Raw genomic sequence first — 17,351 nt, 5'->3', positions numbered from 1 at the left:
CTAGCATCGCCGGGTCGTGAGATACTAGGACGCGGTCGCGCCGCGGCGGATGGCCGGGGCGGGCGACAGGATCGCGCGGGCGTTCAGGTTCGCCTGAGGTTGAACACCCCGAAGCCGCCGAACAGGAAACCCAGAATCGCCCAAACGACCCAGGGATCGCCCTTGGCGAACTTGAACACGGCCAGCGACAGGAAGAGCAGGCCGATGACCGGGACGCCACCTTTGATCGCATTTGGCATAAACATCTCCCCGCTCTGCTATCCGCGCCGATTAGATCGCGTTGAACGACGCGTGGCAAGCCGCGGCGCCAGGATCGCGGGACGCTGCACGGTCCGTGCGCGTCGCGCCGATCCAGGCGAACGACCCCATGAACCATTATTCGTCTGGAACGCGGCAACATATCCATTATGCCGGATACATGGATAATGATTCGGCGATCGCCGCACTCGGCGCGCTCGCCCAGGGCACCCGCCTCGACGTGTTCCGCTTGCTCGCCCGGCAGGAGCCGGACGGCATGGCGGCCGGCGAGATCGCACGCCAGCTCGGCGTGCCGCAAAACACCATGTCCGCGCATCTCGGCGTGCTCGCCCGCGCCGGCATCGTGCGCGCCGAGCGGCACGGCCGGACGATCGTCTACCGCGCCGAGCTGGACGGTCTGCGGGCGCTGATGCTGTTCCTCGTCAAGGATTGTTGCGCCGGCGCGCCCGAACTCTGCGCGCCGCTGCTTGCCGATCTTACCCCCTGCTGCTGAAAGGACCGCCATGGCCGTCGATATCGTGATCTATCACAACCCCGCGTGCGGCACGTCGCGCAACACGCTCGGCCTCATCCGCAATGCCGGCATCGAGCCGCATGTGATCGAATATCTGAAGACCCCGCCGGCGCGTGCGTTGCTCGTCGCGCTGATCGAGCGCGCCGGGCTCACGCCGCGCGATCTGCTGCGCGAGAAGGGCACGCCCTATGCGGAACTCGGCCTCGGGGACGAGGCGCTGTCGGACGACGCGCTTGTCGATGCCATGATCGCGCATCCGATCCTCATCAACCGGCCGCTCGTCGTCTCCCCGCTCGGCGTAAAATTGTGCCGGCCGTCCGAAGCCGTGCTCGATCTGCTGCCGAGCGATCAGCGCGGTGCATTCGCCAAGGAAGACGGCGAGCAGGTGGTGGATGCGGCAGGCCGGCGCCTCGCCTGATGCTTCCGGCCGTTCTGATCTTCATCGCCACGATCACGCTCGTCATCTGGCAGCCCCGCGGGCTCGGCATCGGCTGGAGCGCGCTGGGCGGCGCGGCGATCGCGCTGCTCGCCGGCGTCGTCTCGCTTGCCGACGTGCCGGTGGTGTGGGGCATCGTGTGGAACGCGACCGCCACGTTCGTTGCGATCATCATCGTCAGCCTGTTGCTCGATGAAGCCGGCTTCTTCGAATGGGCCGCGCTGCACGTCGCGCGCTGGGGCGGCGGGGATGGTCGCCGGCTGTTCGTGCTGATCGTATTGCTCGGCGCGGCGGTATCGGCGCTGTTCGCCAATGACGGCGCGGCGCTGATCCTGACGCCGATCGTCATCGCGATGCTGCGCGCCCTGGGGTATAAGGACAAGGCGACCCTGGCGTTCGTGATGGCAGCGGGGTTCGTCGCCGACACGGCCAGCCTGCCGCTGATCGTTTCCAATCTCGTCAATATCGTGTCGGCCGACTTCTTCCGGATCGGATTTGCCGATTACAGCCTGGTGATGGTGCCGGTCGATCTGGCCTCGATCGCCGCCACACTGCTCGTGCTGCTGCTGTTCTTCCGGCGCGACATACCGGGCCATTATGATCTGGCACAGCTCCGCAGGCCTGCCGAGGCAATCCGTGATCACGCCACGTTCAAGGCGGGCTGGGTCGTCCTCGCGCTGTTGCTCGCCGGCTTCTTCCTGCTCGAGCCGATCGGCGTACCGGTCAGCGCAGTGGCCGCGTCCGGCGCCATCCTGTTGTTCGTCGTCGCCGCGCGCGGCCATGTCATCCATACGCGCAAGGTCCTGGCCGGCGCGCCCTGGCAGGTCGTGATCTTCTCGCTCGGCATGTACCTGGTGGTCTATGGCCTGCGAAACGCGGGCCTGACCGACCATCTCGCCGGCCTGCTCGATCGCGCTGCGCAGGGCGGCGTATGGGGCGCGGCATTCGGCACCGGGATCCTCGCCGCCTTGCTGTCCTCGGTGATGAACAACATGCCCACCGTCCTGGTGGGGGCGCTGTCGATCGACGCGACGCAGGCCAGCGGGGCGATCAAGGAGGCGATGATCTACGCCAACGTGATCGGGTGCGATCTCGGCCCCAAGATCACGCCGATCGGGTCGCTTGCCACGCTGCTGTGGCTGCACGTGCTCGGGCAGAAGGGGATCCGGATCGGCTGGGGCTATTATGTCCGGGTTGGCGCGACGCTGACGATCCCGGTGCTTTTCGTGACCCTCGCCGCCCTTGCCATAAGGCTCAGTCTGTAATGCCGCTCCGTACGCTCGCCGACCCCGCCCATCTCCCCGCGCTCGATCGCCGTTATGCGCACGAGCGTCCCGCGCTCGGCCTGGGGCCAGACGATCCTGCGCCGCGCATCCTGCTGCTCTATGGTTCGCTGCGGGAGCGGTCCTTTTCCCGGCTCTGCATCGAGGAAGCGGCACGCCTGCTGCAGTTCTTCGGTTGCGAAACGCGCATCTTCGATCCCGCCACGCTGCCGCTGCCCGATCAGGTCGCGGGGGACGATCACCCCGCGGTCCACGAATTGCGGGCATTGTCGATGTGGTCGGAGGGGCATGTATGGTGCAGCCCCGAGCGGCACGGCCAGATTACCGGCATCATGAAGCTGCAGATCGATCACCTGCCGCTCGCGATGGGCGGGATGCGCCCGACCCAGGGCCGCACGCTCGCCGTGATGCAGGTGTCGGCCGGATCGCAATCGTTCAACAGCGTGAACACGCTGCGCGTTCTCGGCCGCTGGATGCGGATGGTGACGATTCCCAACCAGTCGAGCGTGGCCATGGCCTTCAACGAATTCGACGCGGCCGGCCACATGAGGCCATCCAGCTATTACGACCGGATCGTCGATGTGATGGAAGAGCTGGTGCGTTTCACGGTCCTGCTGCGGCCACACGCCAACCAACTCGTCGACCGATATTCGGAGCGCAAGACCGCCGGCATACCGATCGATGCCGCGACGGACCTGTCGAGCATCGCAACCGCGTCGCCCCCGCCGAGCCTTGGTTCGGATCGCTGACCGGCCTCCATCCACGACCGTCGGTGAGCATGGATCTGACGGGCACGCGCGCAGAAGCCGCTGTTCCGCGATCGGCCATTGTGGCAGCAGCCCGGCGATGACGCTGGCGCTGCCGATCCTTGCCGTCCTGCCGGACCTGCTCGCCGTGCTGCGCGACGGGCCCAATGCCGTGCTCGTCGCACCGCCGGGCGCGGGCAAGACGACCGCGGTCGCCCCTGCCCTGCTGGGCGAATCGTGGTGCACCGGCGAGATCCTGCTGCTCTCGCCGCGCCGGCTAGCGGCGCGTGCCGCCGCCGAGCGGATGGCGGCGCAGGCGGGCGAGCCGGTGGGGCAGACGTTCGGCTATGCCACGCGGATGGACAGCAAGCGTTCCGCCAGCACGCGCGTGACGGTCGTCACCGAGGGGATCTTCGTCAACCGCATCCAGGCCGATCCCGAACTGGCCGGCGTTTCTGCGGTGCTGTTCGACGAGGTGCACGAGCGCAGCCTGGACAGCGATTTCGGTCTCGCGCTGGCGCTCGACGTGCAGGGTGCGCTCAGGCCGGACCTGCGGCTGGTGGCGATGTCGGCGACGCTGGATGGGGCGCGCTTTTCCGGGCTGATGGGCGGCGCCCCGGTGATCGAGAGCGAAGGGCGATCCTATCCGCTGACGCTGCGCCATATCGGCCGTGCGGCCGAGGCGCGGATCGAGGATGCGGTGGCGGCGGCGGTGCGCACGGCGCTGCGCGACGAACAGGGCGGCGTGCTCGCCTTCCTGCCCGGCGTGGCCGAGATCGAGCGCACTGCCGAGCGGCTGGAGGGACTGGGCGACGGGATCGTGCTGCACCGGCTGCACGGCAGCCTCGATCCCGCCGCGCAGCGCGCCGCGATCCAGCCGGATGCCGCGGGGCGGCGCAAGATCGTGCTGGCGACGTCGATCGCCGAGACCAGCCTGACGCTCGACGGCATCCGCGTGGTGGTCGATTCAGGACTCGCACGGCGGCCACGCTATGATCGCGCGGCGGGGATGACGCGGCTGGTAACCGAGCGCGCGAGCCAGGCGTCGGTCACGCAACGCGCCGGGCGCGCGGCGCGGCAGGGGCCGGGCGCGGCGTACCGGCTGTGGGAGGAAGCGGCGACCGCAGGGCTGCCGCGCTTCGATCCGCCCGAGATTCTGGAGGCGGATCTTTCCGCGCTGACGCTGGATTGCGCCTTGTGGGGCGTGGCCGATCCGCGGTCGCTCGCCTGGCTCAATCCGCCGCCCGCCGCCGCGGTGGCCGAGGCGCGGGCGCGGCTGGCGGCGCTGGCGGCGATCGACGGCGACGGGCGGCCGACGCCGCACGGGCATGCGATCGCCAGGCTGCCGCTGCCCCCGCGGCTCGGGCATATGCTGGTGCGCGCGGGCGAGATCGGCCTTGCCCAGACCGCGGCGGAGATCGCCGTGCTGCTCGGCGAGCGTGGGCTGGGCGGCAACGATCCGGACCTCGAATCGCGCCTGCGGCGGTGGCGGGGCGAGCGCGGGCCGCGAGCCGAGGGCGGGCGCAAGCTGGCAAGACGGTGGGCGAGCCTTGCTCCCCTCCCGCCTGCGGGAGGGGTTGGGGGAGGGCCTGTCGCCAGACGCACGGCAGGTAATGAGACAGGCCCTCCCCCTGCCCCTCCCGCGAGCGGGAGGGGAGAAGAAGTCGGCACCTGCATCGCGCTGGCCTTTCCCGATCGTATCGCGCGGCGGCGCGATGCCAGCGGCGAGAGCTGGGCCTCGGCCGGCGGGCGCGGATTCAAGCTCGATCCGGCGACGTCGCTCGCCCGCAACGACTGGCTCGCCGTGGCCGAGACGCAGGGCATGGCCTCGGGCGCGCGCATCCTCTCCGCCGCGGCGATCGACCAGGCGACGGTCGAGACACTATTCGGCGATCGGATCGAGACACGGCGCACGGTAAGCTTCGATCCCGCGACGGGCGGCGTGCAGGCGATGCGCGAGCGCCGGCTCGGCGCGATCCGCCTGACAAGCGGGCCGGACGCGGCGGCCGAACCCGCAGCAATCGCCGCCGCGTTGCTGGAGGGGCTGAGGACGCATGGCCTGGGCCTGCTGCCGTGGAGCGACGCCGCCTTGGCACTGCGCCACCGCGCCGCCTTCGCCGCGGCGCATGGCGGCAGCGCGCTGGCGCTCGACGATGCCGCGCTGCTGGCGCGCGCCGACGAATGGCTGGTGCCCTTGCTCGACGGCAAGCGCCGGCTGAGTGCGATCGAGCCCGGCGCGCTGACCGACGCACTGCGCAACCTGATCGGCTGGGACGATCTGCGCACGATCGACCGCCTCGCGCCAACGCATTTCGACAGCCCCGCGGGCAGCAGCCATCCGATCGATTACGACGCGGAAGGCGGCCCGCGCGTCGATCTGCGCCCGCAGCAATTGTTCGGGCTGGCGGCGCATCCGATGATCGGCGGCGGGCGCGTGCCGCTGGTGCTCAGCCTGACCTCGCCCGCCGGCCGGCCGATCCAGACGACACGCGATCTGCCCGGCTTCTGGGCGGGCAGCTGGGCGGATGTCGCGCGCGAGATGCGCGGCCGCTATCCGCGCCACCCCTGGCCGGACGATCCGGCCGCCGCCGTCCCGACGATGCGCACGAAAAATGCGGATGCGCGGGCGTCACAACCGCGATAGTAGAGCGGCAGATTCGAAGGACCGACCCATGCCCACCGCCCGCATCTTCCAGCACCCCAAGAACGCCATGCAGTCCGGCCGCGCGCGCACCGACGCCTGGACGCTGGAATTCGAGCCCGCCGAGGCCAAGAAGCCCGATCCGCTGACCGGCTGGGCGGGATCGGGCGACACGCGCGGCCAGGTGCGGCTGGAATTCCCGACCGCCGAGGCGGCGATCGCCTATGCCGAACGCGAGGGACTGGCCTTCACCCTGATCGCCGCGCCCGAGCGCAAGCTGAAGCTGCAGGCCTACGCCGACAATTTCAAATAAGTCGATCCGCGCGAATCGCCGGCCGTTCTCCTGCGAAAGCAGGAGCCCAGAGCCCCGAGCGCATCGTTCGTAACCCTGGGCTCCTGCTTTCGCAGGAGAACAAAAGAATCGGTCAGCCTGTGGCGAGCAGCGCGCCGCTGATCAGCAGCAGCATCTTCACGTCGATCGCCAGCCCTTCGGCGCGCTTGGCGGCGACGAATGCCGGCAGCGCGGCCAGCGCGACGCGGTGGACGACGATCTGCTCGTCCTCCGTCCCGCCGCCATCGCCGATCCTGGTCAGTCCGGTCGCGCGCACCAGCGTGAAGCCCTCGCTCGCCAGCCCGGGCGACGAATAGAACTCGCCGAGCGATTCGACCCGGTCCGCGCGGTAGCCGGTCTCCTCCTCGAGCTCGCGCCCGGCGGAGTCGAGCGCGTCCTCGCCCTCGGTCTCGTCGCCGACCAGCCCGGCCGGCAGTTCCAGGCAGCGCCGCCCGATCGGCACGCGATATTGCTCGACCAGCAGGACATGATCGTCCTCGTCGATCGCGACGATCACCGCCGCCTGGATATTGCGCGCGCGCGAAACATATTCCCATTTGCCTTGGCGCTTGGCGGTGATGAACCGGCCGTGCCAGACGGTTTCGACGGGATCGTCGCTCACAGCTCGATCAGCCGGTCCGGCAGCTCGTTGCGATCGCCGGCGATGCGCGGAAAATGCTCGGCGAGCACGACGCCGACCTGCGCCACCGCCTCGGCCAGACCGTCGCCCGGGCGGTCGTCCTTCACCGCGACGATCAGCGCCGCCATCGCCGCGCCCCAGGTTTCGGGCGACACCTTGGAATGGATCGCGGCATCGGCGATCAGCTCGGCGCGATGCTCGTCGAGGCTGAGATAGAGCAGCACCCCGGTCGCGCCGGCGGTGCGCTTCTCGGCACTGGTGCGGAACAGATCGAGTGCGCGGGCGCGCACGCGGCGCGTCTTGGTCGCGCCAGGGGTGAGCGCGATGCGCAGCGGGAGCGAGGCGAGCGCATAGCGGCCGACGAGGTAAGCGAGCGCGGTGACCAACAAGGCGATAGCGTAAGGCGCCCCCGGATGCGGGCCCGCCCAGGGATCGTAGAACTTGGCCTCAAGCCAGTCGGCGGGCTGCGGCCAGATCGACAGCCCGGCCAGCACCAGCAGCATCGCCAGCACGCCGGCATGCGCGGCGACATCGTTATATTTGTCCGACCGGCGCGCGACGACGGTGACGATTTCGCCCGCAGTGCGCTGCTCGGCCGCGGTCACCGCCGCGGTGACCTTGGCATGATCCTGATCGGTCAAGCGCATCACCAGCTCCCCGAGGCGCCACCGCCTCCGAACGATCCGCCGCCGCCGCCGGTAAAGCCGCCGCCGCCCCAGCCACCGCCACCGCTGCTGCCACCACCCCAGCCGCCGCCGCCACCGCCACCGCGCAGCGCGCTGTTGCCGATTTCGTTGGCGATCGACCAGAGCACGACCGGCAACACGCCGCTGCCGCGATCGTCGCCGCGATAGCGCTGTCCGCGGCCACCGCGACGGCGCAGGAAGGACAGCGCGACAAAGCCCAGCACGAGCGCCCAGAAGATCAGGCCGAGCGGGATCCCGCCCCCGCTGCTGCGCGCGCGCGGCTGCGCCTTGTCGAACGCTGCGACCGCGGCATCGACCTTGGCCTGCGCCTCTTCGGGCGAGGCGCGCAACTGCGCGATCACCGCATCGGTACCGGCGGTAAGCGCGCCGGCAATGTCGCCGCCGTCGCGCAGCCGCGGCATCATCTGCTGGTTGATGATCACGCTGCTCAGCGCATCGGTCAGGATCGGCTCGAGCCCGCGCCCGACCTCGATCCGCGGCCCGCGCTGCCCGACGGGATTGTTCGGCGCGAGGAAGATGACCACGCCGTTATCGGCGTTCTTTAGGCCGACGCCCCAGGCCCGGCCGAGCTTGTAGCCATAGTCTTCGAGCGGATAGCCCTGCAGGTCGTTGATCGTCGCAACCACGACCTGCCGGTTGGTATCCTTCTGGAGCGCCTCCAGCTTGGCGGTCAGGTCCGCCTCGACGGCGGGCGGCAGAACGTTGGCGTCGTCGACCACCAGCCCGGTAAATTTGGGGAAGGTCTGCGCCTGGGCCGGCGCGGCGAGCAGGCACAGCGCGAGCGCCACCATCGCACACAGGCGCTGCACGGCGAGGAACATCGAATTGCGAGCCGATGGACGGGACACGCCTTGGCCTTCCGACTGGAGGAAGGGGCCGCCCGACAGCGGCCCCGGGGCGTCAGCTACCGAAGTTCACCGTCGGCGCGGTCTCGGCGCCCGGCGTGGTCGCCTGGAACGGCACCAGCGGCTTGGCGCCGTAGAACACCTTGGCGCCGATCGCGTCGGGGAAGGTGCGGATGCGCGTGTTATAGGCCTGCACCGCGGTATTGTAGTCGTTGCGCGCGATGGTGATGCGGTTCTCGGTGCCTTCGAGCTGGCTCATCAGCGTGGTGTAGTTGCCCTGGCTCTTGAGCTCGGGGTAGGCCTCCTGCAGCCGCTGCAGCGACAGCGTCACGGCATTCTGCGCGCGTTCGAAATTGGCCACCGCGGCAGGATCGCTCAGCTGCTCGCCGGACAATCTGACCTGGCTCGCCGCGCCGCGCGCCTGCGTCACCTGGACGAGAATGTCCTTCTCCTGCGCGCCCGCCGCCTTCACGGTGGAGACGAGATTGGGGATGAGATCGGCCCGGCGCTGATACTGGTTCTGCACGTCGGCCCAGCGCGCCTTGGCATTCTCCTCGGCGGTCGGCACGCTGTTGATTCCGCAGGCGGACAGCAGCACGACGGACATCATTGCGAACATGGCACGATAGTTCATCTGTTTCCCTCCAAGCCTTGGCAAGCGCCCTGATAGGCGCGTAGCATGCACAACGCTAAGCAAAATCGGGAGGCGTGGCGGCATGTTCAAGGAGTTCAAGACGTTCATCGCGCGCGGCAACGTGCTCGACCTGGCGGTCGCGGTGATCATCGGCGCGGCGTTCGGCAAGATCGTCACGTCGCTCACCGAAGACGTGATCATGCCGATCATCGGCCGGATCTTCGGCGGGCTGGACTTCTCGAGCTATTTCGTCGTGCTGGGCGAAGTGCCGCCGGCGTTGGTCGGCTCGTCCGATTATGCCGCGCTGAAGAAAGCCGGCGTGCCGGTGTTCGGCTATGGCGCGTTCGTCACCGCGGCGGTCAATTTCCTGATCCTGGCGTTCATCATCTTCCTGCTGATCCGGCTGGTCAACCGGCTGATGCCCAAGCCGGAAGAGAAGCCAGTGGCGCCGGCAGTCGAGCCGGCGGATATCGCCTTGCTGCGCGACATCCGGGACGAATTGCGCCAGGCGCGTGCCAATACAATGCCGTCATCCTGACGAAAGTCAGGATCCATCGCGCCTCATTGGCGATCGGACGTGAGGCGCGATGGATCCTGAAACAGGTTCAGGATGACGGTATTACCTTACGCCGCCGCCAGTTCGTCCGCCGCGGCATCCGCCAGGCTGGTGCCGTCGAGGATGCGCGCCGTTTCGTCGCGCACGCGCATCATCGCGTGGCGGATCGCGCAGGTCGCCTCATCCTGGCAATCGTTGCACGAGCGATAGGCGGTACGGCTGACGCACGGCACCAAGGCGAGCGGCCCTTCGATCACGCGGATGATCTCGCCGAGCGAAATCAGGTGTGTCGGGCGCGACAGGCAATAGCCGCCCATCTTGCCGCGATGGCTGTGCAGGAAGCCCGCCTCGCGCAGGTCTGCAAGGATCAGTTCGAGGAATTTGCGCGGCACGTTCGCGTTCGCAGCGATCCGGTTCATCGGAATCGGCGGACCACCGGGGGGCGCTTCGGCCAGGAACAGCATGGCGCGCAGGGCATAACGGGAACGCTGGGTAAGCATGATATCCTAGCTCATGGAACGGATTTGTGGCGAGCAAAAGGCGGGCTTTGCAAAAGCGGCGCGGCTACCTATATCTGGCGTGTCGTAAGGGGCTTGCCCCGGAGACTATGGTGATAAATGGCAGTGCATAATAGACGCAACGGACCCGGGGGCAGTACCCGGCGGCTCCACCAAAACCCGCTCTTATAGGGCAGGTTCTGACGGGGCCGAAGCAGGATCGACGTGTGTTCAAAAGTGCTGTTTTTGCCACGGCTGAGTAACCGTTTATAGGCTCAAAACCACAAGTGCTAACGACAACGATGCACTCGCGATTGCGGCGTAAACCGGACCTAACGGTCTAGTTTACTAACGACAAAAGCGCGGTTGGGCCGCACCGGGCAACAGAAGCGGATTCCGGCGGTACGGGGAGCACCGAGCAACAGAAGCTCCCCACCTTGCCTCATAATTCGCCGTCATCCTGACGAACGTCAGGATCCATCGCGCCTCATGGGCGATCGTAGGTGCGGCGCGATGGATCCTGAATCTAGTTCAAGATGACGGCAGTCGGGTTAGGCCGGCGTTGCTGCCAAAATGCCCAGCACCACATCGCGCAATTCCGCACGGCAGATCAGCAGGTCCGGCAGCATCGGATCTTCGCAATTATACACCAAGGGCGCCCCATCCAGCCGCGTTGCGCTGAGCCCTGCGGCGATCGCCACCGCGGCGGGGGCGCAATTGTCCCATTCGTATTGCCCGCCCGAATGGAGATAGATGTCGGCGCGGCCATCGACCACCGCCATCGCCTTGGCGCCGGCCGAGCCCATCGGGATCAGCTCGGCGTCGAGCGCGCGGGCGACCGTCATCGCCGCCTCTGGCGGGCGCGTGCGGCTGACCACCATGCGCGGCCGGCGGGGCGTCGCAATGCTCTCGAAGCGCTGCCCGCTGTCGAACGTGACGCCTTGCGCGGGCAAGGCCACGGCACCGATCAGCGGCACGCGGTCCACCGCCAGCGCGACATGCACCGCCCAATCCTCGCGCCCCTCGGCATATTCGCGCGTGCCATCGAGCGGATCGACGATCCACACGCGCGGTGCGGCACAGCGCACGCGATCGTCGCTCGCTTCTTCGGACAGGACTGCATCGTCGGGGCGCGCCAACGCCAGCCGGGCGAGGATCAGCGCGTTCGCCTCGGCATCGCCGCGCACGCCGAGTGCCTTGCCGGTTTCGCAGCCTTCGGCGCGGATCGCCAGCAGCAGCCGGCCGGCCTCATCGGCGACGTCTCGGGCAAGTTCCGCATCAGTCACAGATCGTAGCTCCACACGCCCATGACATGCTCGACGATGCGCTCGGCCGCGGCCTCGGGGCTTTCGCGCGTCGTGTCGATGCGTATCTCGGGCGTCACCGGTGCCTCGTACGGGCTGTCGATGCCGGTGAAGTTCTTGAGCGTGCCCGATCGCGCCTTGGCGTACAGGCCCTTCACGTCGCGCGCCTCGGCCACGTCGAGCGGCGTATCGACGAACACTTCGATGAACTCGCCGGCCGGCAGCATATTGCGCACCAGCGCACGCTCGACGCGGAACGGCGAGATGAACGCGGTGAGCACGATCAACCCGGCATCGGTCATCAATTTGGCGACCTCACCGACGCGGCGGATATTCTCGATCCGGCCCGCGTCGGAGAAATCGAGATCCTTGTTCAGCCCGTGGCGGATATTGTCGCCGTCGAGCAGGAAGGAATGGCGGCCGAGCGCGTGCAGCTTTTTCTCCACCAGATTGGCGATGGTCGATTTGCCCGAGCCGGACAGGCCGGTGAACCACAGCAGCTTCGGATTCTGCCCCTTGATCCGCGCATGCGCCTCGCGCGTGATGTCGATCGCCTGCCAGTGGACGTTCTGGCTGCGGCGCAGCGCGAAGTTGATCATGCCCGCCGCGACCGTGGCGTTGGTGATCTTGTCGATCAGGATGAAGCCGCCCAGCTCCTTGTTGATGCTGTCATGTCCGTCGGCATAGGGTTCGAACGCGATGTCGCGGTCGGTATAGACTTCGGCCACGCCGATATCGTTGAGCCCGAGCGTCTTGACCGACAATTTGGCCATCGTGTTGACGTCGACCGCGTGCTTCGGCGCCTGCACCGTCGCGCTGACGGTGCGCGTGGCGGATTTCAACCACAAAGCGCGGCCGGGCAGCAGCGGCTCTTCCGCCATCCACACGATCGTCGCCTCGAACTGGTCGGCCGTCTGCGGCGGGCTCCCCGCCGCGGCGATGACGTCGCCGCGGCTACAATCGATCTCGTCGGCGAAGGTCAAGGTCACCGACTGGCCGGCGACGGCATGCGGCAGATCGCCGTCGGCGGTGACGATGCGCTCGATGCTCGAGGTGCGGCCCGAGGGCAGCACGCGGATCTTGTCGCCCGGCGCGACACGGCCGCTGGCGATCATGCCGGCAAAGCCGCGGAAATCGAGATTGGGGCGGTTGACCCATTGCACCGCCATGCGGAACGGCTTGGCCTGTTCGGCCTCGACCTCGAGCGGGACGGTTTCGAGATGCTCGATCAAGGTCGGCCCGGCATACCACGGCGTGTTGGGCGACAGCGTCGTGATGTTGTCGCCGGCAAAGCCCGAAATCGGCAGCGCGGTGAAGGCGGCGATGCCGATGCTCTCGGCAAACGCGGCATAATCGGCGACGATCGCGTCGTAGGTCGGCTGGTCGTAGCCGACCAGATCCATCTTGTTCACTGCGAGCACGAGATGGCGGATGCCGATCAGGTGGCAGAGATAGGAGTGCCGCCGCGTCTGCGTCAGCACGCCCTTGCGCGCGTCGATCAGGATCACCGCGAGATCGGCAGTCGAGGCGCCGGTGACCATGTTGCGCGTATACTGCTCGTGGCCGGGCGTGTCGGCGACGATGAACTTGCGTTTCTCGGTCGAGAAGAAGCGATAGGCGACATCGATCGTGATGCCCTGTTCGCGCTCGGCGGCGAGGCCATCGACGAGCAGCGCGAAATCGATGTTCTGCCCCTGCGTGCCGACCCGCTTGCTGTCGGCTTCGAGCGCCTCGAGCTGATCCTCGAAGATCGTCTTGCTGTCGTAGAGCAGCCGGCCGATCAGCGTCGATTTGCCGTCGTCCACGCTGCCGCAGGTGATGAAGCGGAGCAGCGATTTGTGCGCGTGGCTGTGGAGATACGCGTCGATATCCGAGGCGATGAGCGCGTCGGTGACATAACTCCCCTCCCGCTTGCGGGAGGGGCTGGGGGAGGACGTGTCCACAAGCGCGCGACCCGATTGATAGACAGGCCCTCCCCCAGCCCCTCCCGCAAGCGGGAGGGGGGAAGTGGCGTCCGGCGTGAGGCTAACGCCCATCAGAAATACCCCTCCTGCTTCTTCTTCTCCATGCTGCCCGCCTGGTCGTGATCGATCGCCCGGCCCTGGCGTTCGCTGGTGGTGGTGAGCAGCATTTCCTGGATTACCTGCGACAAGGTGGTCGCTTCGCTCTCGACCGCGCCGGTCAGCGGATAGCAGCCGAGCGTGCGGAAGCGGATCGAGCGGTCGACCGGCACTTCGCCCGGCGCCAGCCGGAAGCGATCGTCATCGACCATCAGCAGCATCCCGTCACGCTCCACCGTCGGGCGCGGCGCGGCGAAATAGAGCGGGACGATCGGAATGTCCTCCGCCTGGATGTACTGCCAGATATCGAGCTCGGTCCAGTTCGAGATCGGGAAGACGCGGATGCTCTCCCCCTTGGCTTTCCGCGCATTGTAGAGGTGCCACAGTTCGGGCCGCTGGTTCTTGGGGTCCCAGCGATGGTTGGCCGAGCGAAAGCTGAACACGCGCTCTTTCGCGCGGGACTTTTCCTCGTCGCGCCGCGCGCCGCCGAACGCGGCATCGAAGCCATATTGGTCGAGCGCCTGCTTCAACCCTTCAGTCTTCCAAAGATCGGTGTGCAGCCCGCCATGATCGAACGGGTTGATGCCCCGCGCCTCGGCATCGGGGTTGCGATAGACCAGCAGCTCCATCCCGCTCTCCGCCGCCATGCGATCACGCAAGGCATACATGTCGCGGAATTTCCACGTCGTATCGACATGCAGCAGCGGAAAGGGCGGCGGCGCGGGATAGAAGGCTTTCCGCGCGAGGTGCAGCATCACCGCGCTGTCCTTGCCGACCGAATAGAGCATCACCGGCTTGTCGGCCTCGGCCACCACTTCGCGCAGGATCTGGATGCTCTCGGCCTCGAGCCGCTCGAGATGCGTGAGAATGGTCGCTGTCGTCATGGGCCCCCAAGTGGGCGATCAGGCCCGCCGGCGGTATGCCCCGAATTGTTGGCCGGGGACAATCACAGGTTTGCCGGCTCGACCGGCGCGCTCTGCCCGTAGCGCTTGGCGATCACCGCGCAGGCGATCAGCTGGATCTGGTGGAACAGCATCAGCGGCAGCAGCACGACGCCGACCTGCGCCGCCGGAAACAGCACGCCGGCCATCGGCACGCCCGAGGCGAGGCTCTTCTTCGAGCCGCAGAATTGCAGCACGATGGCATCGCCACGCGGCAGCTTCATCAGCCGCGCCAATGCCCAGGTGGTGAGCAGCACGACCGCCAGCAGGAGAACGCACAGGCCGGTGATGATCGCCAGATCCTGCCCGCTCAGCCGATGCCACAACCCCTCGACCACCGCGGCACCGAACGCGCTGTACACGACGAGCAGGATCGAGCCGCGATCGACCAGCGACAGCAGCACCTTCTGCCGCGCGACGAACGCGCCGATCAGCGGGCGCAGCAGATGCCCGGCGACGAACGGCACGAGCAGCTGCAACACGATCGTCTCGATCGAGGCGAGCGAGATGCCGCCATCGCCCTGCATGAGCAGCGCGACGAGCAGTGGCGTGACGAGGATGCCGAGCAGATTGGAGAAGGATGCGCTGCACACCGCGGCGGCGACATTGCCGCGCGCGATCGCGGTGAAGGCGATCGAGGACTGCACGGTGGAAGGCAGCAGCGTGAGAAACAGCAGCCCCGCCGCGACCGGCCCGGTGACCAGCGGCAGCGCGGCGAGCCCGAGGCCGAGCAGCGGAAACAGCACGAAGGTGACGCTCAGCACGGCGAGGTGCAGCCGCCAGTTGCGCGCGCCGTCGAGGATCGCCTGGCGTGACAATTTGGCGCCGTGCAGGAAGAACAGCAGGACGATGCCGGCATCGGCGAGATAGGAGAAGATCCCCGCCCAGACGCCACGCGCGGGCAGCAGGCTGGCGAGCAGCACGGTGCCTAACAACATGAGAATGAAAGGTTCGAACAGCGACAGGAAACGACGGATCATGGCCGGGCCTGTCCGTCACGGGTCGTTACACGTCAAGCTCTTGCTCCGGCCGTTGCACCGACCTAGGCGTGTAGCCCATGACCATCACACCCCTGCGCCTCGCCGCCTTGCTCGCCACCACCCTTCTCGTCTCCGTGCCCGCCGCGGCGCAGCAGCTCGCCAAGCCGGTCGCGGCGCCGGGCGACGGGCCGGAGGATGCCAAGCTCAAGCAATTGTTCCATGACAGCGACGAGGCCAGCCTCAAGCTCAACCCGATCAGCGCGCTGTTCCGCGGCGATCTGCGCTATGCCGACCGGCTCGGCGATTTCTTCTCGGACCGGCAGATCGCCGCCGATCGTGCCGCCAGCCAGAGCGATTTGCGCCGGCTCGACGCCATCAAGCGCGACAAGCTGACCCCGGTAGACCAGCTCGCCTATGACGTGTTCCGTTTCGGCACGCTGCGCTCGCTGCGCGGCTCGGAGCCCGATATTGTCGCGCTGACCGTTGTTCGCCCGCTCGATCATTTCAACGGCATCCAGGGCTTCTATCCCGATATCGCCTCGGGCCAGGGCGCGGCGCCGTTCAAGACCCTGCTCGATTACCAGAACAACCTGAAGCGCAACGCGCAATATGCGGTGCAGCTGGATGCGGCGATCGCGCGCTTCCGCCAGGGCATGAAGAGCGGCGTGGTGCAGCCCAAGCTGACCGTGCGCAACATGATCGAGCAGTTCGACAATATCATCGCGCAAGGCGTGGAGGGCTCCACCTTCTACGGGCCGGTCAAGACCTTCCCGGCGACGATCCCGGCCACCGAACAGGCGCGACTGCGCACCGCCTATGCCGCGCAGATCCGCGACGTGCTGATCCCGGCGCACCAGCGGGTGCGCGATTTCCTGGCCAACACCTATCTCGCCGCGGCGCGCGACAGCGTCGGCCTGTCGGCGATGCCGGGCGGCGCGAAACTCTATGACTATCTGATCGAGCAGAGCACGACGCTGCCGCTCAAGGCAGAAGCGGTTCACCAGCTCGGCCTGTCGGAAGTGGCGCGGATCCTGAAGGACATGGAGGCGCAGAAGCAGAAGGTCGGCTTCAAGGGTACGCTGGCCGAATTCTTCACCTTCCTGCGCACCGACCCGCGCTTCCAGCCCAAATCCAAGGAAGAATTGCGGCTCGCCTATGAAGCGATCGGCCGGCGTGTCGATGCGCGCGTGCGCGAGCAATTCTCGCTGATCCCGCGCAGCAAGCTCGTGATCCGCCCGGTGCCGGAATATAAGGAGAAGACCGATGCCGGCGGTTCCTATCAGGACGGTACGGTCGACGGATCGCGCCCGGGCACGTTCTTCTACAACACCTATGACCTGCCCTCGCGCTATACCTGGGGCACCGAGACGCTGTTCCTGCACGAGGCAGTGCCGGGGCATCATTTCCAGATCAGCCTGGCGGCGGAGAACGACAAGCTGCCGGCGTTCATGCGCTTCGGCGGCAACACCGCCTATGTCGAGGGCTGGGCGCTGTACGCCGAGACGCTGTGGCCCGAGCTCGGCATGGAAACCGATCCGTACCAGCGCATGGGCGGGCTGAGCGACGAAATGCTTCGCGCGATGCGGCTCGTGGTGGATACCGGGATCCACGCCAAGGGCTGGAGCCGCGACCAGTCGATCAAGTACATGCTCGACAATTCGCCGATGGCCAAGACCGATGCGACCGCCGAGGTCGAACGCTACATCGCCATTCCCGGCCAGGCCCTGGCGTACAAGATCGGGCAGCTGACGATCCTGCGCAGCAAGGCCAAGGCCAAGGCGGCGCTCGGCGCCAAGTTCGATCCGCGCGGCTTCCACGCCGCGGTGCTCGATTCGGGCGCGCTGCCGATGCCGGTGCTGGAGAAGAAGATCGACGACTGGATCGCCGCGCAGCAATAGCCCCGCAGTCGCTCGGACGGCCCGGTTGTTCGCGCGCGCGGCGTCGCTAAGCTGCACGCCGCGCAACGGGGGCGGAACCG

The 17,351-nt window shown here is 67.5% G+C and carries 18 protein-coding genes and 1 other RNA gene; 9 read left to right on the top strand and 10 right to left on the bottom strand.

Going from position 1 to position 17,351, the window contains the following annotated elements; all coding sequences use genetic code 11:
- Positions 1-83 precede the first annotated feature (83 nt).
- Positions 84-239: a hypothetical protein gene (locus NV401_RS04720; RefSeq protein WP_261293240.1), complete on the bottom strand. Its 156-nt coding sequence runs from the start codon at positions 237-239 to the stop codon at positions 84-86.
- A gap of 179 nt (positions 240-418) precedes the next feature.
- Between NV401_RS04720 and NV401_RS04715 the strand changes: the two genes are divergently transcribed.
- The 6 genes from NV401_RS04715 (at position 419) to NV401_RS04690 (ending at position 6,191) form a co-directional block, all read left to right on the top strand.
- Positions 419-751, top strand: coding sequence for an ArsR/SmtB family transcription factor (locus NV401_RS04715; protein WP_261293239.1), 333 nt, complete (start codon positions 419-421; stop codon positions 749-751).
- A 10-nt stretch (positions 752-761) separates the two neighbouring features.
- Positions 762-1,190, top strand: coding sequence for an arsenate reductase (glutaredoxin) (gene arsC / locus NV401_RS04710; protein WP_261293238.1), 429 nt, complete (start codon positions 762-764; stop codon positions 1,188-1,190).
- Positions 1,190-2,473 (top strand): arsenic transporter, encoded by a 1,284-nt coding sequence (locus NV401_RS04705; RefSeq protein ID WP_261293237.1) that lies wholly within the window; start codon positions 1,190-1,192, stop codon positions 2,471-2,473. Before arsC ends, NV401_RS04705 begins: the two co-directional genes overlap by 1 nt.
- Positions 2,473-3,240, top strand: a complete 768-nt coding sequence (arsH, locus tag NV401_RS04700; RefSeq protein WP_261293236.1) for an arsenical resistance protein ArsH — start codon at positions 2,473-2,475, stop codon at positions 3,238-3,240. The genes NV401_RS04705 and arsH overlap by 1 nt, the downstream gene beginning before the upstream one ends.
- Before the next feature lie 97 nt (positions 3,241-3,337).
- A complete protein-coding gene (hrpB, locus tag NV401_RS04695; RefSeq protein WP_261293235.1) occupies positions 3,338-5,881 on the top strand; it encodes an ATP-dependent helicase HrpB in 2,544 nt (847 codons plus the stop codon).
- Positions 5,882-5,909: 28 nt separating this feature from the next.
- The gene (locus NV401_RS04690; RefSeq protein ID WP_261293234.1) at positions 5,910-6,191 is read left to right on the top strand and encodes an ETC complex I subunit; all 282 of its coding nucleotides are present in this window, start codon (positions 5,910-5,912) and stop codon (positions 6,189-6,191) included.
- A gap of 112 nt (positions 6,192-6,303) precedes the next feature.
- Here NV401_RS04690 and NV401_RS04685 read toward each other — a convergent pair whose 3' ends face one another.
- The 4 genes from NV401_RS04685 to NV401_RS04670 form a co-directional block, all read right to left on the bottom strand.
- Positions 6,304-6,831 (bottom strand): NUDIX hydrolase, encoded by a 528-nt coding sequence (locus NV401_RS04685; RefSeq protein WP_261293233.1) that lies wholly within the window; start codon positions 6,829-6,831, stop codon positions 6,304-6,306.
- Positions 6,828-7,496: a TPM domain-containing protein gene (locus NV401_RS04680; protein ID WP_261293232.1), complete on the bottom strand. Its 669-nt coding sequence runs from the start codon at positions 7,494-7,496 to the stop codon at positions 6,828-6,830. Before NV401_RS04680 ends, NV401_RS04685 begins: the two co-directional genes overlap by 4 nt.
- Entirely contained in the window at positions 7,496-8,377 is an 882-nt protein-coding gene (locus NV401_RS04675; RefSeq protein WP_261293574.1) for a TPM domain-containing protein, read from the bottom strand. Before NV401_RS04675 ends, NV401_RS04680 begins: the two co-directional genes overlap by 1 nt.
- 79 nt (positions 8,378-8,456) lie before the next feature.
- The gene (locus NV401_RS04670; RefSeq protein ID WP_261293231.1) at positions 8,457-9,035 is read right to left on the bottom strand and encodes a LemA family protein; all 579 of its coding nucleotides are present in this window, start codon (positions 9,033-9,035) and stop codon (positions 8,457-8,459) included.
- An 82-nt stretch (positions 9,036-9,117) separates the two neighbouring features.
- Between NV401_RS04670 and mscL the strand changes: the two genes are divergently transcribed.
- Entirely contained in the window at positions 9,118-9,573 is a 456-nt protein-coding gene (mscL, locus tag NV401_RS04665; protein ID WP_261293230.1) for a large conductance mechanosensitive channel protein MscL, read from the top strand.
- An 86-nt stretch (positions 9,574-9,659) separates the two neighbouring features.
- Here mscL and NV401_RS04660 read toward each other — a convergent pair whose 3' ends face one another.
- Positions 9,660-10,091: an RrF2 family transcriptional regulator gene (locus tag NV401_RS04660; RefSeq protein ID WP_261293229.1), complete on the bottom strand. Its 432-nt coding sequence runs from the start codon at positions 10,089-10,091 to the stop codon at positions 9,660-9,662.
- Positions 10,092-10,133: 42 nt separating this feature from the next.
- Between NV401_RS04660 and ssrA the strand changes: the two genes are divergently transcribed.
- Positions 10,134-10,486: a transfer-messenger RNA gene (ssrA, locus tag NV401_RS04655) on the top strand.
- 153 nt (positions 10,487-10,639) lie between these two features.
- On the opposite strand, the gene NV401_RS04650 is transcribed toward ssrA, so the two are convergent.
- The 4 genes from NV401_RS04650 to NV401_RS04635 all read right to left on the bottom strand — a co-directional run bounded on the left by NV401_RS04650 (position 10,640) and on the right by NV401_RS04635 (position 15,373).
- On the bottom strand, positions 10,640-11,374 hold the full coding sequence (locus NV401_RS04650) for a 3'(2'),5'-bisphosphate nucleotidase CysQ (RefSeq protein WP_261293228.1): 735 nt from the start codon (positions 11,372-11,374) through the stop codon (positions 10,640-10,642).
- Complete coding sequence (gene cysN, locus NV401_RS04645) at positions 11,371-13,335, bottom strand: sulfate adenylyltransferase subunit CysN (RefSeq protein WP_261293227.1); 1,965 nt, start codon at positions 13,333-13,335, stop codon at positions 11,371-11,373. Before cysN ends, NV401_RS04650 begins: the two co-directional genes overlap by 4 nt.
- A gap of 92 nt (positions 13,336-13,427) precedes the next feature.
- Entirely contained in the window at positions 13,428-14,336 is a 909-nt protein-coding gene (cysD, locus tag NV401_RS04640; protein ID WP_261293226.1) for a sulfate adenylyltransferase subunit CysD, read from the bottom strand.
- A 62-nt stretch (positions 14,337-14,398) separates the two neighbouring features.
- Positions 14,399-15,373: a bile acid:sodium symporter family protein gene (locus NV401_RS04635; protein WP_261293225.1), complete on the bottom strand. Its 975-nt coding sequence runs from the start codon at positions 15,371-15,373 to the stop codon at positions 14,399-14,401.
- 77 nt (positions 15,374-15,450) lie between these two features.
- Here NV401_RS04635 and NV401_RS04630 point away from each other — a divergent pair, with 77 nt between their 5' ends.
- On the top strand, positions 15,451-17,271 hold the full coding sequence (locus NV401_RS04630; protein WP_261293224.1) for a DUF885 domain-containing protein: 1,821 nt from the start codon (positions 15,451-15,453) through the stop codon (positions 17,269-17,271).
- Positions 17,272-17,351: the final 80 nt, after the last annotated feature.

It is taken from the genome of Sphingomonas hylomeconis, assembly GCF_025370105.1.
Taxonomy (GTDB): domain Bacteria; phylum Pseudomonadota; class Alphaproteobacteria; order Sphingomonadales; family Sphingomonadaceae; genus Sphingomonas; species Sphingomonas hylomeconis.
The sequence above is the reverse complement of the archived record's forward strand: the minus strand, read 5'-3'. Positions and strand labels throughout refer to the sequence as shown.